We start from the raw sequence: 26,248 nt of genomic DNA, 5'->3' as shown, positions 1-26,248 counted from the left end.
CATGCGACGTTATAAACATGTATTAGCAATCGGTGGATTGAGTCTGATTACGATCGGGAGCTATTTCGGTTATGCTGCAATGATCGATGAACCAGAATACGTCGTCGAATCTGTACAAGGAAAGGCAACAGATGATGCTGTAAAGGATCTTCACATCGAACTTGCAAGCGCTCGAGTCAAACCTAATTTATATGATATAAAGTTAGATGGCACAATCAAGGTTTCTGAACAAAATTATTTAACCAGCTTATATGATCCGATTGATATTAACTACCCAAAAGATTTTTATCGTTTCATTCGGGGAACAAATGTATCCTCTAGCGAATATGGCACCTATACATACGGAATTGAACTGAAGTCCGATCATATCAATTATCAATCCTATGATGAAAAAACTAAGAAATATACAAAAATACGATTCCCTTATGCTACAACCAACAGTCATCAATACCAAGATAATGAGAATGTGTTTCAAATACTTGGTCACACCAAAGAACAACTCTATATTGCACAGAATGCCTATGGTCCAAGTAAAGATATGAAAATTCTACGTCTTGATATCAAAAAACGCCATATAGAAGAAGTACCATTTATATCGCCGCCTCCAAAACAAAATCAATCTCGTACACTTGTTTCTTCAAATGAATTTGGAACACTATACATTTTAGAAACAACTGATGAAAATGATGTGATCAATAAGTTTGATTATTATCTCGATAATGGGAAATCAGTTAAGAAAATTAAAGCATTAAATAAGTTTGCATATAATGGTTCAATGGATTTAATCTCCGACAACCGTCAATTATTACTGTATGATTCACCTGAAGACCAAAGTAAAGACATCGTATGGAGAATTTACGATTTTAAGACAGATAAATTGAGTAAACATCGAGTAACTGCTAAGTATCCAAATCAGTTTAATCGAACACAAATCTTTAATACTGACGAACGATTATATCAAGTATCCCCTGTCGAAAAGTCAAACTTCCAAGTGACCGTCATTAATCTACTAAATGATTCGATTGAGTATCAAGGAATCATTCGAGACAAAAACGGACTAAAGAATTTTAATATATATGATGTACGAATTGAAAACTAAAAAAACTAGGTCAAATTCAATCTAAATTTTTTGAATAACTTTAATTGAAAGAGCGGAGTCCTATTAGGACTCCGCTCTTTCAGTTAATAAGCATACAAACTCATTATCTATTAACCAATTCTTATTGGTTTATAAATGCTTGATAGTCCTACATATACGTGCGCATTGAGAAAAAGGTATTTGTATAATATCAGCTTTTAATTATAAAAGTAGAAATCGTCGTGTAAATTTTCTTAAGCATGCTTCACTAAAACTTAATCCTCATCGGCATAGATAGCATCGATGAGTTTCTACTTAGACGCCATCCGTTTCCCGAGGTGTAACGTGAACCTCGAGAGAAATCAGACTTTCCGCTTCTTCAATCTTAAGGGCGGAGACGGGGCTAAGTTGTAATCAATCATTGCTTCTAACATTTCTTTGAGGACCTTTTAAGCATGTTTGACATCTTCTAAGAGTGTCTCGCCATCAGAGTATAAACATTCTCTTGATCTAGAAATCGAACGAGATAGCAATAATCCTCCAGATCAGGTGTGACGACAGCGTAGTATTTAAATGTTTGCATGGATGTACCTCCCTAATAATTTCTTTTGTAAATCGTTGAGTGACATGGAATAGGGCACGTCCGAACTGATAATAGCTATATTTCTATACAAAAACTAACATATAGTCGTGAGAATAATCACAAAAACCAATTTTAGGGTTAGATTTTTAATCAAATACACTACTCTATCGGGATAGCCTATTTTACAGTTTGAATACATATTCACCTTACTTTTTAGAAATGCATCAAAAAGATGTTGATAGCACTGTCTTTATCAAAATGCGAAGTTCGTAATAGCTTTGACACATCAAAATAACGATTGAATTGACAGAATAATCTGCTATATTCTAACTATCACCAGGAAAACATTGTCATACTATGGTTCTCGAAGGAAAGGAGCATGTATATGTACCGATTCGGAGAGTGGTTACGACGAGAGCGTCTAGAACATGGTTGGAGTCAGGTAGAGTTGGCCGAAAAGACGTATGGAGAAATCTCACAGGCAGCAATTAGCGCCTATGAGCGGAATCGTTCGATTCCTTCTATCCTCGATGTTCAAATTCTTGCGACAGCCTGTGAGCAGACGCTAGGATCCATTCCTTGGGATGAATTCGACTTAAGGACGGAGAAGAAACGGAATTGGTCGAACCTGAAGCAAGAACGCTTCGATTTGGCTGAACTTCCGCTTGCGGATTCCGTTCGCACGTTTGACGGTAAGATCTATCAACTACATGGTCGTATTGCGATTGAACAAGAAAGCAAGAAGACACAGGAAATCTCGCAACTCTACTATCGCATCCGTACTGTCGTCGGTGAGAATCAAGTCATTGCAAAACGGAAGCACCCGAATGATGAGCTGATTCATGTCTCACGCCGCAAACTGGTTCATCAATGAATTATCTATGAATACGTATCTGCTTATGGAGTAACACGAAACAATGACCGGAAGAAATGATGACTGTAGCAGCATATCGCTAAGGACAGTCCTTCAATCACATACTGGCGTGTCCCTCACGAGTGACCGGATGAGCGGGATATACGCAAAAATGGTTTGGCGAGAGTCGCCTAAAACTCGCCCACAGGTCACGTATCCGTTGAGGGTCAACGAAAAACCCTAGACAGATGTCTGGTACCGGACATTAGAGTTTGTGGGGAAACGTGCTCTAACCCCACCGCCCTGCTCGACTCCGACTGTCCTTAAGGATGTGCTGCTGCGCATCAATCTCAAGGAAGGAGTGTATGTTATGCCGACACGTGAACAGAAGCAGAACAAAACCTTTGCTGAGAAGTTGCTCCGGATTCAAGGGAAAGACTATGAGGAGTGGCTCGACGCCCAGCATCAACTCGTCATCCAGGAGAACCAGGAACTAATCTTAGAAGCGCTCGACTCGAAACTGAACTTCACATCACCTGCATCCGCGTCACGAGATTGAGAGGAGGAAAACAGATGGGATTGAATGAGACAGGACTCAGCTTACTCCAGTTCTTTCAAGGACTCGCTGTCATCGCGGCAGCCATCGCCTTCGCAGTTGGTGGCTTCTACTTCATCTTCGGGGGAGATCGTGGACGCTCGAAAGCGGTCGGTTGGCTCGTCGGTGGTGCCGTCGGTCTGATCATCGTCATGGGTGCCTTCACGCTGGCGGAGATGGTCAACGACAACATCAAATTCTAATTGAACAAGTGATTTCACAGACCGTCATTCCAAAATTGGATGGCTTTTTTTATTGCTTTCGTTGCGATGTCTCGCATCAAAGGAGGAGAATGTATGCTCTTCGTCCGATTCACAGATGTACCGAAAGATGGCTTTCCGAACTATGAGCGTCTCCCATATGAGGAGGCGCTTTTATTATCGACACAAGTTTATCAGGAAGCCCAGCAAGAAAACGAACGCTTCTCGAGTGAGTTCCGGATTTTTAATGATGCTGACCAACTTGTCTACAAAGGGACGTTCCAGTTCGGTGATCCGACCTACCCCAATCTTTACTTGCAGCTGAAAGACCGGATCCCACGCATCCGGATCCGGAAGGAGGATGCAACAAAGAAAATTTTATTGCTCGAGAACTTGGAACGTTTGACACCGGAATCCTACAAGACGATGACGGCGTCAGCGATTCAACAACAGCCGAATGCGACACACGTCTCCCGCTTACGTCGCGGGCAACGTCGTCTCGTCTACGGCGTCAGCGGTGTCAGCCTCTTGCTCCTCGGTGCGTTGTCCGTTGTCCAACTCGTTCAGCCTGATCCACCGAGCGGCGTCCAAGCGGAAACATCCGATTGGCGACCTCTTTATGAAGCAGCGTTGACGGGAGAGACGGGTCCACTCGTCGAACGTCTGGAAAAACGAAAGTCGTTGAACGATGAACAACAGCACTTCCTGATCACACAATACGTCGAAGAACAGGACTACGACCAAGCGGTCTCCGTGACGAAGGATCCAATCGATGTCGAGACGATCATCATGCAGTCGAAACGATTCGCGACCAATCGCCAGGATACGCTACAAGCCTTCCAAGCCGTTTATCCGACGAACGAAGGAACGTTCGACCTTGCTATCTTGCAGAAAGACTATAAACGTGCCGTCTCGCTTACGGGCGTCGAGATGACGACTGCCCGTCAGGAAGCCAAAACACGTGCCTACATCGCATTGAAAGATGTGATGAAGGCTCAAGAAAGCGTCAAGATGATCAACGACGAGCAATTAAAGAAGCAAGTCGCAACACTTGTTCAACTGGACGAAGAGATTCAAGAACTCGAGGATCAAAAGCGCCAGTTATCGGAGAAGAAAGATAAAAAAGAGTTAAAGAAGCTAAACGAGTTGCTCGAAGCGAAGCAAAGACAAAGTAATAGAATTATTTAGTGAAAGTATGGTGATTGAAATAATGAATAAACCACAGTCATTACAATCTATTCTTTCATCTACCTGGTTTTGGCACTGTTTTGTCTTCTTGATTGCGTTACCGACGGTTTTGTTCTTCGTACTCAATGTAACATTTCATTTCTTACAACAAACGATCAAAAATCTCTTCCAAGACAGGAAATTGACGACCGACTCTCCACTACAGTACGAATCGAGTTGGTGGACAACGCTCGCTTGGTCATCTTCCGTCGCTTTTTTAATTTTTGGTGTCTGCTTCTTGCTTAGTAGTGTTCTCTTATTGAAGTATTGGCTCAACTTCCGCGATCTCAAAGCAGCTCAAAAAGGAAGTGCCCGCTTCACGACGTTCCAAGAGCTGAAACAGCAGTATCGCGATGTTCCGGATCGTAAGGAAACCTACAGCGGATTTGGTGGTGTCCCGGTCGGCCGTTACCGCGATCGTCTCTACATCGATGATAGTGCCGTCAATAATCTTGTCATCGGGACGACCCGTTCCGGGAAGGGTGAAACGTTCGTCTTCTCGACGATCGACCTCTACAGTCGTGCTGAACGCCAAGCGAGCCTGATCATCAATGATCCGAAAGGTGAACTATTCGCCGCCTCCAAAGAGACGCTTGAAGCACGCGGCTATCAGGTCGAGGTCCTGAACCTGATGAATCCATCGCAATCAATGTCCTATAACCTGTTGCAACTGACAATCGACGCGTATTTGGACGACAACTATTCGCTCGCTCAGCAATATGCTCGTTCGGTCGCCTACATGCTCTATCATGACCCAAATGCAAAGGATCCGTTCTGGAGTAACTCCTCAACGGACCTTTGCACCGCCCTGATTCTCGGGTTATGTGAGCAAGCCAAACACGAACCGGAGAAGATCACGATGTATAACGTCGCTTTGATGTTGTCCGATCTCGGCTCACGCACGGTCACTGATGGAATGGGAAAGGAACAATCGGCACTCGACGCCTTCTTCGCTGCCTTTCCCGAAAATCATCCGGCACGCATGCAGTATGCGACGCTTCATTTCTCCGGGGGGCAGACGCGCGCAAGTATCCTCGCCAATACGAATGCTAAGCTCGGGATTTTCACGCTCGATGCAACAGCACGTTTAACGGCACAAAATTCCCTTGATATGAAACTGATTGGTTTCAACCGTTGGATTCGTGGACGTTCCCTTCCCTTGTCACGGTTGACGTTTTACTTCCCAAGCGGGAAACAACTCGCCTTGACGACGGATGACGACGGGAGTTTCGTACTCCATCACGAAGAAAACCTCGAAGTGGATAACGATATCATCTTAGAAAGTGAAGGACAGCAGTACACCGTGTCACTCTCGGGTCGAAAAGACGAAACGGACGGTCTCTTCGACTGGACGACGGATGCCCCGATCGACATCCGGGAAATTCGACAGCATCCGCGCCCGGTCGCCGTATTCCTGATCGTCCCGGACTATGATCCGACGTTAAATGTCATCGCCTCACTGTATGTCAAACAAGTCTATACCTCACTGGCACGTGTCGCCTCAAAAGCGGCGAGCGGACGTTGTGAACGCCAGGTCATCTTCCTGCTCGACGAATTCGGGAACATGCCAGCGATTGAAGGGATGGCGAACATCATCACCGTCTGTCTCGGTCGAAACATCCGCTTCAACCTCGTCATCCAGTCCTATGCGCAACTCGAGAATCTCTACGGAGAGGATTGGAAGACCATCGACGGGAACTGCGGAAACACGCACTACCTACTGACAGCAGATGAGTCGACGGCAGAACTGATTTCGAAGAAGCTTGGGGAGCAGACGATTGTCACAAAGTCTCGTTCTGGACAGACCTTCTCGCTCTCAAAGTCGAAGACGGAGAGTGTCGATGGTCGCCGCTTGTTGACGGCAACCGAGGTGATGGGACTGAAGGAAGGTGAGATGTTAATCATCCGTGTGATCAAGCGGCAAGACAAACAACAGAAACGGATCCAGTCCTATCCCCTTTTCCTGACCGGACGGACGGCGATGAAATATCGTTATGAATACCTGGCGGATGACTTTAACACGGACCGTTCCGTCAACGATCTCGTCATTCCCTGTGCACATGCCCATCTCGACCTGAATACGCTTCGTGTCCCGTTCCATCTCGGCGCCTCAGTTGCATCGAAAACAATTGAGACGGATAAGGAGACGCCTGACGCAACAGAATGGCGCGTTTTCGATGTCCTGCAGCCGAAAATTCTCCGCTCGATCTTTGAGACGACCGAATACGATACGTTATCGATTGATCTGTTCGAGCAAGGCATTCTAGATAAAACAATACCTGTGACGGACAATCAGCGTCACTTTTTGAAAACAATCATCAGTAAACGACTCGAGAAACTTCGGCATGGCATCTAAGGAGGGCATCATATGACAGAACTGACACGCACGGAACGCGTTCAGCGTGAACTCCGCGTCATCGCGACCATCATCAAGGAGAATAAGAAGCGCCTCCGTCGCGGAGAAGTCTTAAACATCCAGACCCGGGACGGATTCCTGGTTATATTTGAGGAAGAAGACCCAGACTCAGGCGACCGAAAAACTGTTACGCTTATAGACACATTCGATTTCCGGGTTCACGTCAGTAATGGCGATCTAACGGATCCGAAACAGGTGTCATCATAGGAAAAGGGGTGGAGGCATGCAAGCGAAACGAGTACTCTCCGGACTATTGATTTCCTCTGCGTTACTTTTGGTCGGTTGTAGTGAAACTGAAGACTCTAGTCATGCGAATCAAGTAAAGTTATCCAAGGTAGAAAATCTAATGGATGGAAAACAAGAAGGATTCCTACTGATTTTAAAAGAGGAAGACGGAGATATTGGCTCATATCAAAATAAACTCGATTCCATAGCGAAAAAAAACAAAGTACCTATCAACATCTATAATACTTTTCAACCTGATGCTAAAAAGATAGTGGATAGAGCAAACTTTGAATACACATCTACGCTACAAGGTGAACGTTTGTATTACGTGTCGAAAGGAAAGATCAAAGATAAACTAAATATTAATCGCCTGACTGATGAGACTTTTACTAATACAGTCAATGAGTTTGTAACTAATAATAAATAGAATGAAACGGAGGTCTGGATAGATATGTCTGATGCTCAGGTTATCCAGAAACTTACCGAATTCGAACGTCTTTTCAATTTAAGTAATCTAGTTAACGACGCTTTACGAACTGTGGGTTGGATTTTTGTCAGAGGGCTTTCTTTGTTGATTGATTCTCTCGAAAGTCTTACAGATGATATTTTGATGATCAAAACATTCTTTAATAATCCTCAAGTGGTTGAATTCGTTCAGACGATTCAACCTTTTTTGTATGTACTATTAGCCGCCAGCTTTGTTTTTACAGGCTATCTCATCATTTTTCAAAAGAAATTCGATCGAGAAGGTCTTCTTATCAATATTTTCATCTCATTGATGATTTTAGGACTTCTCTCACCTACAATGAAACAACTAAATGACTTCACAGATCAGGCAGTCAATCAAGTTAAAAGTGGCAGTCTATTTGGTTCTGAAAAGGAAACTATATCTGAATCAATACTCAAAGAAAATTTAAATGATTTAGTAGCATATGATAAAAATGGTTTTAAAAACTATACAGAAAACGACGCAAAAAATAATGTTCCAACCAAATTAATCAAAGGATTACAGATTAATGAGGTGTTCGATAGCAATAAACTAGACATCTCCACTACTGGATCAAAACTTTCAAAATCATTTATTCTTTGGGACGGTAGTGAGGAAGTACTAGGCGAACTCGATCAAAGCGGACTTGATTGGAATAACCAGTACTACTATCGCTATCATCCGAACTGGTTGACGATTCTTGTCACCCTTGGCGTGATGGGCTTCACCCTCTTCTCGATTGCCTACAAGCTGGCTCGCCTTTCGTTCGAGTTGGCTTTTAATTATGTTCTAGCGATTTTAGTCGCCCCCGCCGACCTGCACAGCGGACAAAAGACGAAGAAAGTCATTCAAAGCATCCTGAATACATTCCTCGTCATTATCTTGATTTTCGTCTCGATTAAGCTCTACACGATTGGGACGGCTTATCTTGCTGATACACTCGATGGTCTCGCCTATTTGATCGCCTTGATCGCTTTCTCCGCTGCCTTGATTGATGGACCAAACATGGTCGAACGCCTCTTCGGGATTGATGCGGGTCTGAAACGTGGTTGGGGTGTCGCACTTGGTGCGTATGCTGTCGGGAAAGGTACAGCTAAAGTCGGGGCTCGTGTCGCTGGACAGACGATGAAGAGGACATCACGACCAACTACTCCATCCGCTTCAGAAGCTGCCAGTACAAAGTTACCACCGAACCCACCACCTAATGGTGGCACACCAACGGGTCGTCCGGATCGTTCGTCTGACAGTGTGCCATTTCGTTCGCAAGCACAAGAGCGCACTTCACGACCAACTGGACAAGAGAACCAGCGCATTGAATCCACTGATTTATCGACGCACGATATGAATTCGGAGAGTCCGACTGCAACCATATCAAAAGAGTCCATGCCACGCCGTTCGGACTCCGTCTCATCACAATCACCTGCGACTACTCCGTCATCATCGCAAACACCTGTTTCACAACCGAAGATGCCCGATGGATCGCTGAAGGAACAACCGACTACTTCACCTGATGCGTTCAATCCCTCTGAAACAACTGTCGCATCGCAACCTACTTCACCGTCGGAACAACCCATTGGATCTCGTGTACCTAATCCATCTTCTGTTCACTCAGGGTCAACATCTGATATGAAATCTAACGTATTTGAACATTCTTTTAATACACCTGAAGACGCAGCACCTACAATTTCCTCTTCAGGAACGAGCAATCCTTCACCTTCTATCACTGAATCACAGGAAACATCATCCGGAACACAGCGGCAACGAAAGTCGATCTATCAAACACTGGAGACGACGACACAAAAAGAACTCAAGCACATCGAACGAACGCAGACACGTGTGACGTCAGAGTCGTCCCGGATGTACTCGACCGATGTCCCGCGGCTAGATCCGAAAAAGGAGTGAGACCATGCACCAGCGCCAGTACCGAATTCCGAACGAAGTCACGACCGAGCTGAAGATCAATAAGATGCTTTACCTCTATGATTTACTCTTTCTCGTCGCTTTGATCATCGTCCGGTTGATTGCCCTTCCATTCATCCCGGACGTCTTGCATCTGCCGTTTACGCTCTTCCTGGTCGCGTTCGGACTATTCATCGTCATCCGGCCGACGACGAATCCAGAGAAACGGATGGTTCACGTTCTCTATTACGCGCTGGTGAAGAAGAAGGACACGTATATCGCATTGACCGACGGCAAGGATGAATCGAGAGGGGCGTGATGGAATGAGTTTATCGGAAGAGAAACGATCTAAAACAATTCCGACGACAGACATTACTTGGCTCGATGAGATGCAACTGACGACACCTCCAATACGGAATGAAAAACGCGTCCGGATCCCGCCATCTGTCGCCTCTCTGCTACCGATCGTTGATGACACAGTGCTCGATGGGTTCGAGATGCAGGACGGGACATTCTGCGATATCATCCAGCTAACTTCGAAGGATATCTACGGTTTGTCCGAGACGGAGAAGGATCATGACATCTTCTCCCTTGCCTATCTGTTACAGGCGTATATGCATCCGTTGAAGGTGATTCCGCTCAATACACCGCTCAATTTGGAGAAACAGAAACAACGGATCGAACGACAGCTGCGGCAAAATCAAAACGCTGCCTATCGTCCGTTTCTGCAGAAGAAGAAACAGGAACTGATTTACCTCGAGGAGCATCGCACCAATCGTGATTATCTCCTCTTTTTTTATGCGCCGGATGAGGCAATGCTCCGGGAACGAAAGCATCAATTGACGAAACTGCTTCGACGCAGCAACCCGATGGTCGAACTGACACTCGAACAGAAAACGCATGTATTGTTCCAACTGCACAACCCGAATACGAAACCGATTCAGGACGGAAAGGAGTGATGGTGCCATGTGGCGCACACGTTTTCTACGGAAGCAGGACCCGGAGACGATCAAACGACAGGATGGCTACAACCCGACTTTCGTTCAAACCATCCAGCCGCAAGGCGGACTCCGCTTCGAACCGAACTATGTCCGGACCGGTGACGGGTACCTCGCCTGCCTCCATGTCTATAAGTATCAATCGACCGTCTACGACTTTTGGCTCGAACCGATCCTCAACCTCCCCGGTGTCTTGACGACGCTCGACATCGGGACGGCGGATAAACGAGAGATGATTCGGACCATCAACAAGTCGATGGCGGAGCAGAATACGCGCTTCGAGAATGCAAAGGACAATGTCGACCGGATTGATGCGCGCGAGACATATAAGGAATTGAATGAACTCTACGAACAGATCACGCAGGGTGAGACCATGAAATATCTGCATCTCCGGCTCTACGTCAAAGCAAAGACGCTTGAGACACTCGAACGCCAAGTCCAGGATGTGATGGAGGAACTCGAAGCGCGGAACTTCCGCGCAACCGTCTTCCTGAACGAACAGGAATGGGAATGGCAGAGCCTGTTCCTCAGCTACGAGCAACAACAAAAACTACCGAACCGACGTCGCGGTAAGGAGATCCCTTCACTGTCAATTGCGGGAGGTTACCCATTCCATTTCACGTCGCTACAGGATCCGACGGGGACTTACTACGGGACGACGGATACGAACGGGAGTGTCATCTTCGACTTGTTCCATAAGGACAAACAACGGAAGTTCTACAACGCCTTGATGATCGGCAAGATGGGCTCCGGTAAGTCGACGTTGCTCAAGAAGACGGTCCTTGATCAAGCCATCAAAGGCAATCATGTTCGCATCTTGGACGTGACGGGCGAGTTCTCCGACCTCGTACGACAGCTTGGTGGGAAGGAAATCGCGCTCGACGGTTCCGCGGGGCGGATCAATCCGCTCCATGTCTATAAGACGGTGACGCACGCCGACGGATCGGCAGATGAGGCGCTCTCGTTCATGCAACACCTGTCGAAGATTGCGGTCTTCTATCACTACATCAATCCGGCAGCTACGCAGGAAGAAGCGAACGAGTTCGAGATTCTCTTACGGCAACTCTACCTTGAGAAAGGGCTCTGGAACGAGGACGGCGACGCGCCGATCACGACGCACCCCGCAAACACCTATCCGGTCTTCTCCGACTTCTTAGCGCTCGTCCGCTCTGAATTGTATGTGGACGCCGCTCGGACGACAATCCGCGAGACGATCAGTCCGAACCGTGTCCGCCGGCTTGAGAACATCGAACTCGCGATCACGAATCTTGTCCACAACTACGGCAACATCTTCGACGGACATTCTTCGATCGAGCGATTCGATGAGGAAGCGATTGTCTCATTCCCACTACGCAACCTGACCAATCTGAAAGACGAAATCTTTCAGGCACAGGTCTTCAATCTGATGAACATGCTGTGGGACGGGATGATCCTCAACGGTGCCGGACAACTCCGTAGCTACAACCAGGGCGAGTTATTAATCGAAGATGCCTTCAAGTATCTGATTGTCATCGATGAGGCACATCACCTAATCAATACGCGTGATATCGCGCAACCGGCGATTTTATACCTGCAACAGTTCATGCGCGAAGCGCGGAAATACTTCGGGGGTATCTTCTTCGCTTCGCACTTGATCACGGACTTTGTTCCGACCGGTTCGAAGTCGGAGAACGCAGAGAACGTCAAGACGTTGTTCCAACTGACGCAGTATAAGTTCATCGGCGAACAAGACGCCGAGAGCATCCCGACGATCCAGACCGTCTTCGACGGACAGTTGACGGAGAGTGAGACGCGGTTGATTCCGTCGCTCGAGACGGGACGGATCGTCCTCAGTATCTCCGGTGTGAAGACGCTGATCTTTGATGTTGATGTCTCGCCCGAGGAGCTGACCTTGTTCGGAGGTGGTGCCTGATGTGGAGTACGGTCCGGCAGTCGGCACGCGTCGCCGTCCGGATGAAATGGCGACTCCTGACCTTAAAATATCGTCTAATTGCTCTCGGAATCGCGCTTCTGCTTCTCCTACTGATCATCCTCGTCGCAGGTATTCTCGATACATTGACCGGGATCGAGAATGAACAGGCGACGGAGACACCAATCGCTTACTCGGATGCGAGTCTGCAAGTCAGTGATGATGTCCTGCAATATCGCGAAGCAATTGCGCGTGAATTGAAGAAGGAACAGCTCGAGGGACAGACGAACGTCGTCCTTGCGTTGATGATGCAGGAAAGTGGCGGACGCGGGAACGATCCGATGCAAGCGAGTGAATCGAAGTGCGGACGGATTGGTTGCATCACTTCGCCTAATGAAAGCATTCGTTACGGCGTGAAACACTTCGCGTCGGTCTTCCGGCAAGCGAATGAGGACGTTAAGTTGACGCTCCAAAGTTACAACTTCGGGGGTGGTTTCATTGATTACGTTCAAGAAAACGGAGGACGCTATACGAAACAACTCGCGATTTCTTTTTCCCAGATGATGTACCAACGCGTCAAGAAGAGCGGCATCTATCAATGCCATCGTCCGAGCGCAATCGAGCATCAAGCCTGTTACGGTGACATCGAATATGTCGATGCCGTCCTCCGATATCTGACACCGACCGTACTAGCAGAAGGCAAGACAGGACCCATCAAAGGAAAGATACATGCTCCGCTCGACATTCCGCTGCAGATGACGTCGGGATTCGGATCACGGATCGTTTTCGGAAAGACGGACGTCCATACAGGCATCGATTTCAGTTGCCACGATACGGATACCGTCCACGCCGTCCGCTCCGGTACCGTCACCTATAGCGGCTTACGCGGACCATATGGGCAGCTGATTCAGATCAAACAAGGCAACTGGATCACCGCTTACGCCCACCTTTCTGCACGCCAAGTCAAGACGGGGCAGAAGGTCGAGGCTGGTCAAGCCATCGGAATGTGTGGATCGACCGGACGTTCGACCGGGAATCATCTGCACATCGAATTTAAGACGAGTGATTGGTCCGGTCACATTGATCCGGCACCACTGTTTTCGCTATAAGGAGGGATGCACCATGGCATTGACGAGTCGTCATCTCCTGTGGCTCGTGTTGTTCTGTCTGCTGCTGTCGATCAGTGCCAATGTCTATCAATATCGTTCCACGGCAGCAGATGAATCGCATCGAATCGTCGAGAAAGACGAGAAGAAAGTGTTACCAAAAACAACGGTGTCAGATCCGCCCATCTCAATTAATGAACAAGAGCAAGAACAGAAATCGATCATCTCTAAGAGTGCGGAACGCTTCATCACGTTCGCCTTTACATGGGAGGACGGGACCTATCCGACACGCAAACGACAAGCTGATCAGTATATGTCGGAGTCCATTAAACGGACATTGTTTGCTAGCAACGGCAGTGATAGCAAGTTCACCGCCTCCGTCGCTGACATCGAAGTCTTTCTGAACCGTGACGATCCGAAGCATTGCCTTGTCCGCTTCAAACGGACGTTGACGATCGATTCAAACGACTATGAAGAGACATCTGATGAATTAATTGAACTGACCTTTAAGCATCAAGATGGACGATACATCGTCGATCAGATGAAGAGTCTTCAAACGTCAGGAGGTGTCTAAATGCATCCAGGAAAACGAAAGACGTTGACGCGTGACTGGTCGCGCTTGTATCTCGGAACAGGTCTATTCTTCTTGATTGGTTTTCTGTTTTTCGGTTTCTCCTCCCTCTTCTTTGCTGAGGAACAACCAATCAACGCGACACTTATCGGCGAAGAAAAACGGTTGGCAAATGGACAGACCGTCACGCTTCTCGACTGGTCACATGATACGAGACGGAAGCAAATGCGCGTCCGTCTCCAGTTCGATCAACCTCAAAACTACGCGTCGAAACTTGTGGCACGAATCGCGTATAAGGAACGACCAATAGATGAGCAGCGCGTACGCGTCGTCTATCATCAGGACGAGCACTACGTCTTCGAAATCGAAGATGTACCGCGCGACTTTGATCAGCTAGCCCTCCGTTTGTATGTCATGAAGCCTGAACAGTCACTCGAGAAGCTAAGTGCTACGAAGCGAGAAGACGCGCTCGTCGAATCACTCTATATGGATCAGCGACGTGTTCTAAAGACATCACTTTCTAAGCAACAAGCGGATGACTACACGCAACTTTTTCTTGCTGACGAGCACCTACAAAGTCAAAAACGGATCAAGAGAATGAAGCGTGAACAGATGGAACAAGCTTCCCTCATCCAACAGATTGAACAAGACATTGAGATAAAACAAGCCACCTTACCCGACCTGACACTCGATGAACAAGTCGAACGTGAGGATGAAATCTTCAATCTGAAGCAAGACAAAGAAGATGCACTGTTAAGACAAACGGAATTGAAAAAACAACTCACGCAAGAAGAAAAAAGACAGGATCAATTGCGCATTAAAGCGCGTGAATTGAAATGGTAAGGTGGCAAACACCGTGCCAAAATACCGTTTTTAATGACACGCGGTGTGACCTTTTGGCGATTTTGATGATATCAGGGAAACACTAGGCTCCGCCTAGGCTAGCACGCTGCGTGATAGCAGTTTCCCCTTATGCTCTTTTTCACAATTTTAGATCCACTTTGCTTTTTACTGCTTCTGATTTTTGACTGGAGAACTTGATCGTTCTTCTATCTAATCCAATAAAAAAACGAGCATCGCGGCTCGTTGAATGTGTTCTAGGATTATCTTTTTAACGACTCAAATACTTTCAACATGACATAAAACGAACCAAAACTAAAAGCTAATCCGAACAACGCGAGCACCCAAACCGACATCTTCCATCTCCTCCTCTCATCCTTATACAGCATTCGGAAGGGTGAGGTTTCAACAAATGGAAAAATTTATTAATTCATACCGATTGATTCTTTCTTCGCACTAGAAGCGTCACTCATATCAACTGAGACAGATTCACGTCTGCGTATCTTCGCATACAGGACTTTTAAAAGTTCCACGATCAAGGAGACGCTCACGGCTACTCCAAGTGTGTAACCGTGTTCGATGATGGATTGCATATGTTTCCTCCGTTCTTTGTCTATGTAGGATTACCTTTCTCACTTCTAATGACAGGAGGAACGGAGCAATTGTTCGAAAGTCATTTAACTTTTTTAGAACATTGAGACTCACTTTCGTAATGGAAGGAGGAAGACGAATGGATCTCTTGATTCGTGACATCGATCCCATCTTCGTCAAACAAATCGACGAACAGGCGGAGAAACAGATGTGTTCCCGACAAGAATTATTGAAAGGATTGTTGACGACCTGGTGCTCGGATGGTATCCAGTCGACACAGATCGCACGCCTCGAACGACAGCTCGAAGCGAATACCTTGCATCTCAAGCGGAGTGCAACCGAACTCGAACTCTTGACTACACTCTTCCGTGAGGTGATGCAGGATGAGTAACATTCCCGGCGTCATCATCAAGTCGAAGTTCAAGTTGCCGCAAGCAACCCGACCAACCCGACGTGCGCGTCGTTATACGACCTACCTCAGTTACATCGATCGTCCGGAGACGAAAGCGCGGTCGCATCAATTCGAAAACTATCACGACTATATGGAAGATGAACTGAAATCAAGCGGTCTCTTCACGGCGACGCAAGACCGGTTGAACGCGACTGAACGAGAGCAGTTACGCGATATCTTCCGTCGGGCACAAGAGAACGGCAGCATCCTCTGGCAGGATGTCATCTCGTTCGATGAAGCGTGGTTACAGGAAGTCGGTGTCAAAGAAAATCGTTACATCGATGAACAACGGTTGATGCAGGCAACACGGAACGCAACCGCGCTGATGATTGAAAAAGAACAGATGCTACATGCGACATGGACCGCTGCGATCCATTACAACACGGATAACATCCATATCCATGTCGCGACAGTTGAGACGATGCATCCACGTGAACGCGGCAAACGCAAACCGAAAACGATCGAGAAGATGAAGGCACAAGTCGTCCAGACACTTGCCGATCGGACACGGGAACAGGAGAAGTTGAATGCCTTCATCCGTGATGAAGTTCTGGCGCACAAACGAAAGCATGCAACACTATCCGTTTCAAATCGCGTGCTACATCCGGAACTCGTACGCCAGTATAAAGCGATTCAGAAACAACTACCGGACGATAGACGGCAGTGGTACTACAACATGAACGGCATGCAAAATCTGCGTCCTTCACTCAATCAATTCACTGACACATACCTTACGACACACTTCGAGAAAGAACACACTGCGTTCAAGCAACGACTCAATACGGAGGTCGCATTCTACGAGCGAAGTTACGGATCGGCATCGCAAGCATCGACTTATCGGAAGACGAAAGAACAGGATCTCTACACGCGGATGGGAAACGCCATCCTGTCCGAGATGCGTGAATCAGATAAGTCGTCTCCGAAGCTTGAGAAGTCGAAGACACCCTCACCTAAGCAAAAAATCCGATTAGCATTTCGACGTGAACGAATCATGCAAGAGACACTCTATCGGATTGGACGACACATGAATGATGAGTGGGAACACATACAAAATCAAAAAGCGTTTGAACTTCTGCAGCAAGAAATCGATCACGATCGTTAAAAGAAAAAGTCACCCCTACGATAAAAGGATGACAACCAGCATTTTTTTATCGACGATTCATTTGGATCGCATAGTCACTCAAACGCTGGAATTCTTCATTGTACATTCGATTCAATCTTGATCTGGAGAGTTTGTAAAGAATAGCATAAGCCCATTTCGGTGTATCCACTATTAAATCGATTTGTAGCTCTGTTTGATTCTGTTTTGATTGCAACTGGTATTGACCAATCATCGTTCCGATCTCATTCGCAGTTCTGAGATCAATGAAGGAAGGTGCTTCGATTTTCTCGATCCAAGCATCAGCGGAATACCTTTTTCCACGATGCTCTTGGATGACTTGTAGCTTCTGACCCGCGTATGAATATTGCAATGGTTCTCCGTTTGCATAGATATGATCCTTAGTCATGTTACTCCAACTCAGAATGTGTTCATTCTTCGTCAGGTAATCGTATACCTCTTCAATAGGGGCATCAATCAATAGAATAGAATCGTAAAAATGAACTTTTGACATGTCTGTACCTCGCTTCAACTAATTTATCTGTTCATCATACCATTCGAACGGAATCCTGTTTCTTTGGTAGCCGTTTTTATAGTTCATGATTATAGGAAGGAGCATACAAATGGAGGAAACAAAACAAGTCCGGATCAAGATGAGTGCCGTGACCGCTGAATTTTTAGAGGAATACCGGGAGAGAGAACGGTTGTCTGGGATTGGGCCGGCAATCGATCACATCATCCGCGACTATCAAGAGATGATCAAGAAGCAATGGGACTTGAACTATGTCAGTCGTTCCGTCTCGAAACAAATAGAGCAAGAGTTGACGTCGTTCTGGGAAGAACAAATTTCAAAAAGTCTTTCTCCGTTACGAAAGAGCGTCCAACAAACAGACCTTCAAACACAGGTATTGATCGAACTCGTACAAGCCTTGATGCAGACGGAGAGCATCGAGGACATCATCCCGACGACCGAATACCGTCCCTCGTTTCTTGAGACGGCAGAGATGGCTGTCAAAAAACGAATCGACCAGCGCAAGCAACTTAAACACTCGGATGAAGAAAGGATGATCCACAAATGAGACGACTCGAAGCCTTCACACTCGCGACATTTCTCGAATTGCATTCGACCCACGTCACCGTCATGATTCATCAAGCGCGCTACGACATCCCCCTTTTACAGGAGGAACACGCGCTACTGCAACTCTTACAGGAAGAACCCTTGGTATTACTCCCGGTATCACGTAATCGCCGTCATCTACTACTGGATCGACTGGCTACCGACCCGATGGTATTAGAAGAGTTAAACGATTTTGAAGGTGCTGCTGATTCGTCCGTTTCGTCGGAAGGAGCGTGAGTGGTATGGCATACAAGAAGAAGACGCGTGAGGATTACCAGAAGGAAGTCCAAACATTGACCGACAAGATGGAGACACAGCTCGTTTCTCACTTCGTCAGTCAGGAGAGCATCAAGGAACATCTCGACTTCATGAGCCGGTTCCATCGTTACTCGACGCGGAACATGCTGTTGATCGAGGAGCAGTTCCAAGGTGCCCGTGCGGTCGGTTCTTATGCGTATTGGGAAAAGCAAGGTGTCCAGGTTCAAAAAGGAGAGAAAGGGATTAAAATCTTCGTCCCTTCTCCCGTTACATTCATCAAACGAGAGACGGAGTGGGTGGCATGGAAGGAAGCAACGAAGACGGAGCAAAAGCGTGCCAAGGAAGGTTCTCTTCCGACGCGGAAAGCGATGTACTACAAGATTGGTCATGTCTTCGAGTACACACAGACCGATGCACGGGAAAAGGGACTTGAAGTCTCTGAGCTGTTTGCTTCCTATCATCGAAATGGATCGCTTCGCGAGGCGGAATCGTTTCGCCGCGCGTTGAACGGAATCGCTGAAACACAAGACGTTAAAGTACTCGATCAGCCATTAAGCGAGCTTGGTACCGCGAAAGGATGCTTCTATCCGGAACTGAACGCAATAGCCTTGAATCCCCGCAACTCGGACATCGAGAACGTGACCGTCCTGATCCATGAACTCGCGCATGCCAATCTGCACAACATGGAAAGGAATGAAGAACGCGGAATCGAGTTGAATCCGCATGAGAAGGAATTCCAAGCGGAGATGGTCGCTTACACGGTCGCAGCACACTTTAATTTTCCGACGGACGAGTTTTCCTTATCGTATCTCGCCAATTGGACGCAAGGCAGAGACTTGCGCGACAAGGAAGATCTGTTGCACGAAGTCCATCAGACATCGGGTCATTTCATCCGTGAAATCCATACTTCGCTCGAGCAGGAGCAAGTCTTGGAACGCGAAGCATCACCTCTGAAGATGATTGAGTATATCGAACAGAAAACACAGATCACAGAACACGGATTACCGTTAGCTGAACGGTTAGAACGAATCATGCAACATTCACCGGAGGACGTCGGTGCTTACCTGACGAGCATCGCTAAGCAGGATACGCAACAAGACCTGTCATCGTTTGACGAACCGATGATGCTCGTCCATGGGGCGACAGACTTCTTCGAACCGTTCGCAAAAGCCAACGATCGGGACTTCGACGAACATGAGACTGTCGCCTATACGCTCGTCATCCCGGGCGAAGAACCGATCAGCCAACACTTTCGCATCCTCGATGATGCGATGGGTCCATACCATCATATACTGAACACAGAAGTCGTCAGTAAGGAGACCGAGCAAGTACTTGAAAAGGCATGGTACGACGAGATGATTTCGACGGAAGATCGTGATTTAGAAAAGGTCCGACAAATCGTGACGCGTCAATTCAATGTACCGGAACAGGATTTCCGTAGCCGTTAAAAAGATGTCCTCTCCTCTTTTAAAATCAAGTACTATAAAAAAGTAGGATAAAACTGACAATACAGACAAGACGGAGGATTGACCATGACTAACAATCAAGCAATTGCTTATGCTGCCATCGCAATGGAGCAGCTCGGCTACACGCGTGAACAAATCGAGAAGGTGCAAGCGAGTATGCTGTCTGAAATGGACTGGACAGATGAAAAAACTGCTGAGAAAAAAGCTAGCGAAATCCTTAGTATCTAAATAGAAGGAAGCTCACTAATTTGAAAGTGAGCTTCCTTCTTAAATTATCTGTATTAATTTATCTAGTAACTTCAATTTTTTCGTCGTTAGCATTAAACACTTCATATTCCTCGCCATTTATTACCTTTGAAACTAGAACAAATGCTTCTTTAGAGTATCGGTGAAGAGGAGAAACTACTCCTAAGTCAACATGATAACGATTGCTTGAATCTTTGATAGAGAAACCTGTCTCTTCTTCAATTTTCACTAAAGCCTTATTAACTTTATGCCATGAACTGAAGCCGAGCTTTGTTCCTAGATCACTTAGTCTGTAAGGATAAGTAGCTTTCAATTGCTCTGGATCACTTATTGTTCCTAACCCAAGAATTGTTTGTTCAATTGTAGATTGAGTTTCTTCTTCGTCATGACTTTTTATGCCTAACATATTAGCCAAAGAATTTTCATCTTCAACTCTACTCATAGTGATCAAGTCAACTTCAAGATCAGTAATAGACTTACTTTTAATGATGTTGTAAACTTTTTCTTCAAGTATTTTCAAAGCAGATATATCTGATACGTCTTTCTGATTTAGATTCTCAAATAATTCTTCGTATGAATGCACTATTAAGTAGTTTACTCTAATACTTTTTCCTGATCCTAGGTCGATACTTTTTTCTGTTAATGGCTTTTGGTCATAACCAATAGGAACTTCGCTCCATTCAACAAACCAAATGTTCTCTACAATTTCTGAATCTGATTCAGCTACAACTTCAGAAATATCAGCCAGTATTTTTTTTACGTTAGGATCAGAAATAGAATACCCTAAAAATATTATTGGATGCTCCATAAAGAAAGTTAAAAGCTTAGCTACTAAATACTTACGCTTTTCATGGAAATGTATATAATCTTCTGAAGAAATTACTATTTCTTGTGGAGTATTAACACATCCATGTATTTTTAAAATTTGTCCAATATCTAAAGCTTTTTTAGATTTGATAACCTGTTGTCCTACAATAACTGAATGCTTAGGAAATAACGATTCAATTAACATGTCATAATTGGTCGTTATAATAGCATGTGGTTGCAATTTTCTAAGTAATTCTATTTCTTTTGCATATTCATGGTTTTCTAAATCAATTGAATGGCTTAGGTTTTTGAAAAAAGAACTGATTTCATGTTTTAAAAACATACTGGATGAAGTGTCTGCTTCAAATAGTTCATCTGGAAATATTGATTCTTTGTAATTGTCCCAAGCATATGTTTTGTACTCTTCAACTAGTAAACTTGCAATTTCTGGATTATCAGCTGTATTTTGAATATAGTATGCAACTGGGTACTTACAATTCGGATTTTTTTCGATTAAATGTTCTAGCAAACCAATCCATGATGGAGCCCCAATGTATCTTCTTGAAATTCCAGTACCTACGAATAATATCGGTCTAGTTCCACTGTCATCAATTATACTTTTTAATCTTCGATATGAATCTTCTAAATATTGTTCATACACAGCAGTTCACCCCCATTAATTTTTCTTTGACGATCATTAATCACTATTTTATTCGTATATGCTCCGAAATTATTTATTCTGTTAGTCTTCCCATAGTTCTTCCATCAACTCATCGATTTCACTGGAGAGTCGTTCCCGTTCGCGATCATCCTTCTCGATATGACCGTATTCATCCATCCAGATGACATCGCCGGATTCTACCGTCATCGGGAAGCGGGAAATCAGGATGTCGCGCATCCCATCGTCGAACTCGACGACGACCCACTTCCCCTCAATCCGGTCGATGATTCCTTTTCGTTTCGTCATTTCGACTTTTTGATCGTGTAGGACGACCCGTTCCCTTCAAAGACAATCGTGCCGCTCTTATCCGTCCGCAGCATCGTCGCCTTCGCACGCTTCAGGTTCGTCACGACTTCCTTCGTTGGATGTCCGTAGGCATTCTTCCCAACACTGATGACGGCGTACTTCGGTTTAACGTATTTTAAGAACGTCGCGCTCGTCGATGTCTTCGCCCCATGATGCCCGACCTTGAGGACGTCTGCACGCAGCGTCTTCTTCTTCGCGATCATGTCCTGTTCCGATTTCAATTCTGCATCTCCCGTGAACAGGAAAGTGTTCTTCTTGTAGGCGACGTGTAAGACGGCACTCCAGTTGTTCAGATCACTCTTCGCGTAGTCTTTGACAGGTCCGACGAACTGCGCCTTCACGCCTTTAACCGGGAGTGAGACACCCGCCTTCGCCGTCTTGATTGTCAGCTTCTCGCGTTTGACCGCTAACAAGAAGTCCTTATAGGCTTGCGTCGTGTGCTTGACCTTTGGTGCATAGACGCTCTTGACCTTGAACGAGTCGAGGACTTCATCGAGTCCCCCGATGTGATCGGCATCCGGATGCGTCGAGATCAACACCTCGATGTCGCCGACCTTCTGTTTCTTCAGATAGGCAACGAGTTCATCGCCCTTCCCCTTGTTGCCACCATCGATGACGATATCTTCACCACTTGGCATCTTGATGTAAACCGCGTCGCCTTGACCAACATCGATATAGTGGACCTTGATTTTAGGGGTCACCGCTTCTGCACTTTGTTGTGGTCCAACGAGTAATCCAACACTTGCGAGCGCTAAGCTAGCCCCCATCCATTTTCGCTTCACCTTTCATCGCTCCATTCTCGATTTGTAAGTTATCTTCAGTATACAGTGAATACCAGGATAAAGTTGGTTATATTTCCCACCCACTTATTTTTATTGATAGGTTAGTTTATATGTAAGTCTATACAAAAAAACAGACCTTAATGGGTCTGCTTGTTAAAGTGTGTCTGCATGAAGTCTGTCAGTCGATCAACATCAATGAACCATGTCACATGCTCAACCGAACCATCCACTTCTCGTACGAATCGAAGCTGGGCATCAATCAATGTTACCTTATCTGGTACCTGTTTCTCCTTTGCTTGCTCCATGACCTCAAACATCTCAATTATACTCATGTACTCCACCCCTAATCGTTTTGTTAAGCACAGCATAGAATGATTTTAGAGTCTGTACGAATTACCTTAGATAAGATAAGCGAAATGATATATAAGATAACTGGGTCATTACGAAACAATGTACGATTAATTTTTCACACATAAAAAAAGAAACGACCTTTTGAAGATCGTTACTGTCATAAAAATGATTAGTGTTTCCTACGCACATCGAATCAATAGAGATAAATAAGTACACCTACGATCAAAATGAACGGAACCAATAATATCTTACCGGTCCGGCTCAAAAAGCTCTTCTTTTCTTTTGTAAACAAGAAGTCGATCAATAAGAAAAGTCCAAATGAAATCGGTACGAGGTAGAGTAGAGGGGCATTTGTAAGTGCTGCACCTAATACATCAGTCGATCCGTCAAATTTCATATGTAGTTTCTCCTTTTTAGATATCCTCGCATACGACACATCATTCACGACCGAAGCACTAACGACGATCTCATACGTGGACAAGAATCTTTCCTTTAGTATGCCATTCCTTCCACTAAACCCTAACCTTTTATTTTTCTTTTTATAATTCTATGTAACGCTCCGTGCCCTCCGTCGCAAGGAACAGGAACGTAGAAATCCCTCGCGCAGGCGAGTCGCAGCTCTCGTTATCGGTTCGAAGCAGTGCGATGAGGATGTTGCTGTGTGCAGCCTACAACCTCACGCATGAGCTCGAAAGTCTTTATGTCGTCCGCATTACTATGGAAACATCAATCCTCTATCCATAGAACTCCGTCCATTCACTCACTTCTTCGCTCATCCATGCATTGCAAAACTTCTTCAATTCTGTCACAAAATAATTTTTCCAAAATATAACTTTGTATACAATTGTAAATTACATAAAATCGTTATATTATAAAAGGTAATAAAGTATTGTGAACGTATGAAGAGTAGAAATGCTTGTATCTGGAAAAGTATATTTATTTGCAACAATCCATGATGAGAAAATGGATTGGCACAACCCAGTTCCTGCTTATGGAGAAGTTCTTATTGAAGATGGCGAATATATTCAAACTGTAGTTGATACGTATGAAACTGCATTTGAGAATCAAACGATCTCACCTATCATGGGGAGACACGATGAACTCGAGTTAAAAGAATGATTTGTTGAGGAACAAGCCACTCAATAAGAACACTTAAACTTTTTTAAAAATCATCTTTATCAAAGGAGAGCGTTTTATGGGTAAATTTAAATGGATGGGTGTTTTAGTAGTATTGGTTGTTCTATTTTTTGTGTTTGACCCTTTTCGTGGGGAACCACCAAACCCCAAAGTAGAAGCACAAGGAAAAGATATTCCAACGGTTCAAGGATCATTTTGTTGGGATGGTCTATTGCGCAACCAATGTGTCGATAAAGTATATGTCGACGGACTCGATATGACGAAAAAAAGCAAACCAACTGTAGTATCCTCAAATAAAAAAATCGATATTTCGTTTGAAGACGAACCGGAATCTATTGAGATCGTTCGTTGGAAAGATAAGCAAGATGCTGAAAAAGTTACTTTAACTGGCGATGCCGTTACTGTCCCGAAAGAAACAGGAACGTATGCCTATGAAATCAAAGCAAAGTGGTCCAATGGTGACGGACAATTCGCTTTTTTGGTTAAAGTAGACTAACCCCCTCCCCTTTCCCCATACTTCCTCTTCTACCAACAGTCAATTGGCTGTTGGTTTTTTTTATTAATAACCAAGTATTTGTGATAAGACCTATATTTTAAATTAATTATTTCTATTTTTAAAACGCTCCGTGCCTTCCGTCGTAAGGAACAGGAACATAGAGATGCCTCGCGCAAGCGATGTGCAGCTCTCGTTATCGGTCCGGCAGGAGGGCAGCGGTGCGATGAGGGTGTCGCTGCGTGCAGCCTACAGCCTCACGCATGAGCCCGAAAATTCTTCTTCTGTTGTACATCCAGTAGAAAGAGCATCACTACCTATCTACAAGAGGATCGATTCACTTCAATCAGCTATCTCTCCTCGAACCTTCGTACACTCCACTACTGTCTCACTACTGCATCCTCCATAACACCCTTCTACATAGAACAGACCAGATGTACGTTCTCACCCGCAGTGGATCATCCGTCCACTGCGGGTCTCTCATTGCCCTTGGATTCGGGACGAATCCATTCCTTACTCGCTTGCGCTCTCTCAAAAGAAAAACGTTGTCGTTTTTCGTCCATGCCCTTGCGCGCGGACAGGACGGGGTTGTCCCGTCCGTCTACGCTCTATCATCTCTTTACAGCACACCTTGTGCCTTCAAGCTGACGTATTCGTCTCCCGCACCTACGACGATATGGTCGAGTAGCTGGATGCCGACGATGCGTCCGACCTCAACGAGCCGTTCGGTCACCTCGATGTCTTCACGTGACGGATGCGGGTCACCGCTCGGGTGCTGATGGCTGACGATGAGTGACGTCGCATTGTTGAGGATGGCGGACTTGAAGATTTCTCTAGGGTGGACGACGCTCGAGTTGATGCTACCGACGTGTGCCCGATGGACGGCAATGACGCGGTTCTTCGTATTGAGCAGGATGACGAGGAACACCTCACGGTCATCGTCCTGGATGAAGCGTTTGGCGACACAGAACGCGTCCTCAGGGGACGTGATATGCGTTGTCTCGAGTGCGACGTCTGGTTCTCGGACCTCTTGACGGATACGGGTGATTTCAACGAGTGTAGTCAGTTTCATGGAAAAGCTCCTTTCGCGAGTGGAATGCAGTCCGACACGGTGCCGTCCTGTTGACGGGAACGCAGCGAGCGTCGCGAGGCGGCGCAAGGGTGACCGCAGAGAAAGATCAAAAAAAGCGGACAGCGCACCGGGACGAAGGCTTCCGGAGCCCGCGAGCGAAAAGCTGGCTTTGAGCCAAAACGCGGAGGAAGACGAGGAACGGCAGCGGCTTTTTTTGATGGCCCTTGCGCCGACGAGGAGCGAGCTAGAGTACGGAAACAGGACGGCTTGCGGTCCCTTTCCATCAGACAGAGCGGTACCGCTCTGTTCCATACCTTCAAAATAAATGATTGTTTATCGTATTACACATTCCAAATAAAATAGC

Annotated in this window: 30 protein-coding genes and 1 pseudogene; 23 read left to right on the top strand and 8 right to left on the bottom strand. The window is 45.7% G+C overall.

Annotation, left to right across the window (positions count from 1 at the left end; translation table 11 throughout):
• The first annotated feature begins 1 nt into the window (after position 1).
• From KNQ12_RS14345 to KNQ12_RS14275, 15 genes and pseudogenes are all read left to right on the top strand, one after another.
• Complete coding sequence (locus KNQ12_RS14345; RefSeq protein WP_214749302.1) at positions 2 to 1,099, top strand: hypothetical protein; 1,098 nt, start codon at positions 2 to 4, stop codon at positions 1,097 to 1,099.
• Positions 1,100 to 2,046: 947 nt separating this feature from the next.
• Complete coding sequence (locus KNQ12_RS14340) at positions 2,047 to 2,535, top strand: helix-turn-helix domain-containing protein (RefSeq protein ID WP_214749305.1); 489 nt, start codon at positions 2,047 to 2,049, stop codon at positions 2,533 to 2,535.
• A gap of 349 nt (positions 2,536 to 2,884) precedes the next feature.
• A complete protein-coding gene (locus KNQ12_RS14335) occupies positions 2,885 to 3,073 on the top strand; it encodes a hypothetical protein (RefSeq protein WP_214749308.1) in 189 nt (62 codons plus the stop codon).
• Positions 3,074 to 3,087: 14 nt separating this feature from the next.
• Positions 3,088 to 3,312, top strand: coding sequence for a hypothetical protein (locus KNQ12_RS14330; protein WP_050678812.1), 225 nt, complete (start codon positions 3,088 to 3,090; stop codon positions 3,310 to 3,312).
• 93 nt (positions 3,313 to 3,405) lie between these two features.
• The gene (locus KNQ12_RS14325) at positions 3,406 to 4,497 is read left to right on the top strand and encodes a hypothetical protein (RefSeq protein ID WP_214749311.1); all 1,092 of its coding nucleotides are present in this window, start codon (positions 3,406 to 3,408) and stop codon (positions 4,495 to 4,497) included.
• Positions 4,498 to 4,519: 22 nt separating this feature from the next.
• Positions 4,520 to 6,562, top strand: a pseudogene (locus KNQ12_RS14320) (VirD4-like conjugal transfer protein, CD1115 family); the annotation flags it as partial.
• 342 nt (positions 6,563 to 6,904) lie between these two features.
• Positions 6,905 to 7,159, top strand: a complete 255-nt coding sequence (locus KNQ12_RS14315) for a hypothetical protein (protein ID WP_214749317.1) — start codon at positions 6,905 to 6,907, stop codon at positions 7,157 to 7,159.
• Positions 7,160 to 7,175: 16 nt separating this feature from the next.
• Positions 7,176 to 7,604, top strand: coding sequence for a hypothetical protein (locus KNQ12_RS14310; RefSeq protein WP_214749320.1), 429 nt, complete (start codon positions 7,176 to 7,178; stop codon positions 7,602 to 7,604).
• 24 nt (positions 7,605 to 7,628) lie between these two features.
• Complete coding sequence (locus KNQ12_RS14305) at positions 7,629 to 9,566, top strand: pLS20_p028 family conjugation system transmembrane protein (protein ID WP_353047630.1); 1,938 nt, start codon at positions 7,629 to 7,631, stop codon at positions 9,564 to 9,566.
• Between the two features lie 4 nt (positions 9,567 to 9,570).
• The gene (locus KNQ12_RS14300; RefSeq protein ID WP_214749326.1) at positions 9,571 to 9,882 is read left to right on the top strand and encodes a DUF5592 family protein; all 312 of its coding nucleotides are present in this window, start codon (positions 9,571 to 9,573) and stop codon (positions 9,880 to 9,882) included.
• A complete protein-coding gene (locus tag KNQ12_RS14295; protein ID WP_214775479.1) occupies positions 9,863 to 10,522 on the top strand; it encodes a hypothetical protein in 660 nt (219 codons plus the stop codon). The genes KNQ12_RS14300 and KNQ12_RS14295 overlap by 20 nt, the downstream gene beginning before the upstream one ends.
• A 7-nt stretch (positions 10,523 to 10,529) precedes the next feature.
• Positions 10,530 to 12,473 (top strand): VirB4 family type IV secretion system protein, encoded by a 1,944-nt coding sequence (locus KNQ12_RS14290; protein ID WP_214749332.1) that lies wholly within the window; start codon positions 10,530 to 10,532, stop codon positions 12,471 to 12,473.
• Complete coding sequence (locus tag KNQ12_RS14285) at positions 12,473 to 13,579, top strand: lysozyme family protein (RefSeq protein WP_251055860.1); 1,107 nt, start codon at positions 12,473 to 12,475, stop codon at positions 13,577 to 13,579. Before KNQ12_RS14290 ends, KNQ12_RS14285 begins: the two co-directional genes overlap by 1 nt.
• A gap of 13 nt (positions 13,580 to 13,592) precedes the next feature.
• The gene (locus KNQ12_RS14280; protein ID WP_214749335.1) at positions 13,593 to 14,150 is read left to right on the top strand and encodes a hypothetical protein; all 558 of its coding nucleotides are present in this window, start codon (positions 13,593 to 13,595) and stop codon (positions 14,148 to 14,150) included.
• On the top strand, positions 14,151 to 14,990 hold the full coding sequence (locus KNQ12_RS14275; RefSeq protein WP_214749338.1) for a hypothetical protein: 840 nt from the start codon (positions 14,151 to 14,153) through the stop codon (positions 14,988 to 14,990). It abuts the gene before it with no gap.
• Positions 14,991 to 15,412: 422 nt separating this feature from the next.
• Here KNQ12_RS14275 and KNQ12_RS14270 read toward each other — a convergent pair whose 3' ends face one another.
• A complete protein-coding gene (locus tag KNQ12_RS14270) occupies positions 15,413 to 15,580 on the bottom strand; it encodes a hypothetical protein (RefSeq protein ID WP_214749340.1) in 168 nt (55 codons plus the stop codon).
• 137 nt (positions 15,581 to 15,717) lie between these two features.
• On the opposite strand from KNQ12_RS14270, the gene KNQ12_RS14265 reads away from it, so the two are divergent.
• Both KNQ12_RS14265 and mobP2 read left to right on the top strand, forming a co-directional pair.
• On the top strand, positions 15,718 to 15,969 hold the full coding sequence (locus tag KNQ12_RS14265) for a hypothetical protein (protein WP_214749343.1): 252 nt from the start codon (positions 15,718 to 15,720) through the stop codon (positions 15,967 to 15,969).
• Positions 15,962 to 17,131 carry a MobP2 family relaxase gene (gene mobP2 / locus KNQ12_RS14260; RefSeq protein ID WP_214749346.1) on the top strand — a complete coding sequence of 390 codons (1,170 nt, stop codon included), beginning with the start codon at positions 15,962 to 15,964 and terminating at the stop codon, positions 17,129 to 17,131. Before KNQ12_RS14265 ends, mobP2 begins: the two co-directional genes overlap by 8 nt.
• A 46-nt stretch (positions 17,132 to 17,177) precedes the next feature.
• On the opposite strand, the gene KNQ12_RS14255 is transcribed toward mobP2, so the two are convergent.
• Entirely contained in the window at positions 17,178 to 17,642 is a 465-nt protein-coding gene (locus tag KNQ12_RS14255) for an SRPBCC family protein (protein ID WP_214749349.1), read from the bottom strand.
• Positions 17,643 to 17,751: 109 nt separating this feature from the next.
• Here KNQ12_RS14255 and KNQ12_RS14250 point away from each other — a divergent pair, with 109 nt between their 5' ends.
• From KNQ12_RS14250 to KNQ12_RS14235, 4 genes are all read left to right on the top strand, one after another.
• The gene (locus KNQ12_RS14250) at positions 17,752 to 18,207 is read left to right on the top strand and encodes a hypothetical protein (RefSeq protein ID WP_214749352.1); all 456 of its coding nucleotides are present in this window, start codon (positions 17,752 to 17,754) and stop codon (positions 18,205 to 18,207) included.
• Positions 18,204 to 18,482: a hypothetical protein gene (locus KNQ12_RS14245; protein ID WP_214749355.1), complete on the top strand. Its 279-nt coding sequence runs from the start codon at positions 18,204 to 18,206 to the stop codon at positions 18,480 to 18,482. Before KNQ12_RS14250 ends, KNQ12_RS14245 begins: the two co-directional genes overlap by 4 nt.
• A gap of 5 nt (positions 18,483 to 18,487) precedes the next feature.
• Positions 18,488 to 19,951 carry an ArdC-like ssDNA-binding domain-containing protein gene (locus KNQ12_RS14240; protein ID WP_214749358.1) on the top strand — a complete coding sequence of 488 codons (1,464 nt, stop codon included), beginning with the start codon at positions 18,488 to 18,490 and terminating at the stop codon, positions 19,949 to 19,951.
• Between the two features lie 84 nt (positions 19,952 to 20,035).
• On the top strand, positions 20,036 to 20,197 hold the full coding sequence (locus tag KNQ12_RS14235) for a hypothetical protein (protein ID WP_214749361.1): 162 nt from the start codon (positions 20,036 to 20,038) through the stop codon (positions 20,195 to 20,197).
• A gap of 58 nt (positions 20,198 to 20,255) precedes the next feature.
• On the opposite strand, the gene KNQ12_RS14230 is transcribed toward KNQ12_RS14235, so the two are convergent.
• The 5 genes from KNQ12_RS14230 to KNQ12_RS14210 form a co-directional block, all read right to left on the bottom strand.
• Entirely contained in the window at positions 20,256 to 21,683 is a 1,428-nt protein-coding gene (locus tag KNQ12_RS14230; RefSeq protein ID WP_214749364.1) for an SIR2 family protein, read from the bottom strand.
• A gap of 81 nt (positions 21,684 to 21,764) precedes the next feature.
• Complete coding sequence (locus KNQ12_RS14225) at positions 21,765 to 21,989, bottom strand: DUF3006 domain-containing protein (RefSeq protein WP_029343425.1); 225 nt, start codon at positions 21,987 to 21,989, stop codon at positions 21,765 to 21,767.
• A complete protein-coding gene (locus KNQ12_RS14220; protein WP_214749550.1) occupies positions 21,986 to 22,816 on the bottom strand; it encodes a ComEC/Rec2 family competence protein in 831 nt (276 codons plus the stop codon). The genes KNQ12_RS14225 and KNQ12_RS14220 overlap by 4 nt, the downstream gene beginning before the upstream one ends.
• A gap of 152 nt (positions 22,817 to 22,968) precedes the next feature.
• Entirely contained in the window at positions 22,969 to 23,163 is a 195-nt protein-coding gene (locus tag KNQ12_RS14215; protein WP_214749367.1) for a hypothetical protein, read from the bottom strand.
• A gap of 212 nt (positions 23,164 to 23,375) precedes the next feature.
• The gene (locus KNQ12_RS14210) at positions 23,376 to 23,579 is read right to left on the bottom strand and encodes a hypothetical protein (protein WP_214749370.1); all 204 of its coding nucleotides are present in this window, start codon (positions 23,577 to 23,579) and stop codon (positions 23,376 to 23,378) included.
• A 515-nt stretch (positions 23,580 to 24,094) separates the two neighbouring features.
• On the opposite strand from KNQ12_RS14210, the gene KNQ12_RS14205 reads away from it, so the two are divergent.
• Together KNQ12_RS14205 and KNQ12_RS14200 are read left to right on the top strand one after the other, a co-directional pair.
• On the top strand, positions 24,095 to 24,301 hold the full coding sequence (locus tag KNQ12_RS14205; RefSeq protein ID WP_053451903.1) for a hypothetical protein: 207 nt from the start codon (positions 24,095 to 24,097) through the stop codon (positions 24,299 to 24,301).
• 76 nt (positions 24,302 to 24,377) lie between these two features.
• Positions 24,378 to 24,815: a hypothetical protein gene (locus KNQ12_RS14200; RefSeq protein ID WP_053451902.1), complete on the top strand. Its 438-nt coding sequence runs from the start codon at positions 24,378 to 24,380 to the stop codon at positions 24,813 to 24,815.
• 616 nt (positions 24,816 to 25,431) lie between these two features.
• On the opposite strand, the gene KNQ12_RS14195 is transcribed toward KNQ12_RS14200, so the two are convergent.
• Positions 25,432 to 25,884, bottom strand: a complete 453-nt coding sequence (locus tag KNQ12_RS14195; protein WP_353047631.1) for a JAB domain-containing protein — start codon at positions 25,882 to 25,884, stop codon at positions 25,432 to 25,434.
• Positions 25,885 to 26,248 lie beyond the last annotated feature (364 nt).

Origin of the sequence: Exiguobacterium sp. s11, assembly GCF_018619015.1 — a bacterium.
GTDB classification, from domain to species: domain Bacteria; phylum Bacillota; class Bacilli; order Exiguobacteriales; family Exiguobacteriaceae; genus Exiguobacterium_A; species Exiguobacterium_A indicum.
Note: the sequence above shows the minus strand (reverse complement) of the source record. Positions and strands in the feature narration are given on the sequence as shown.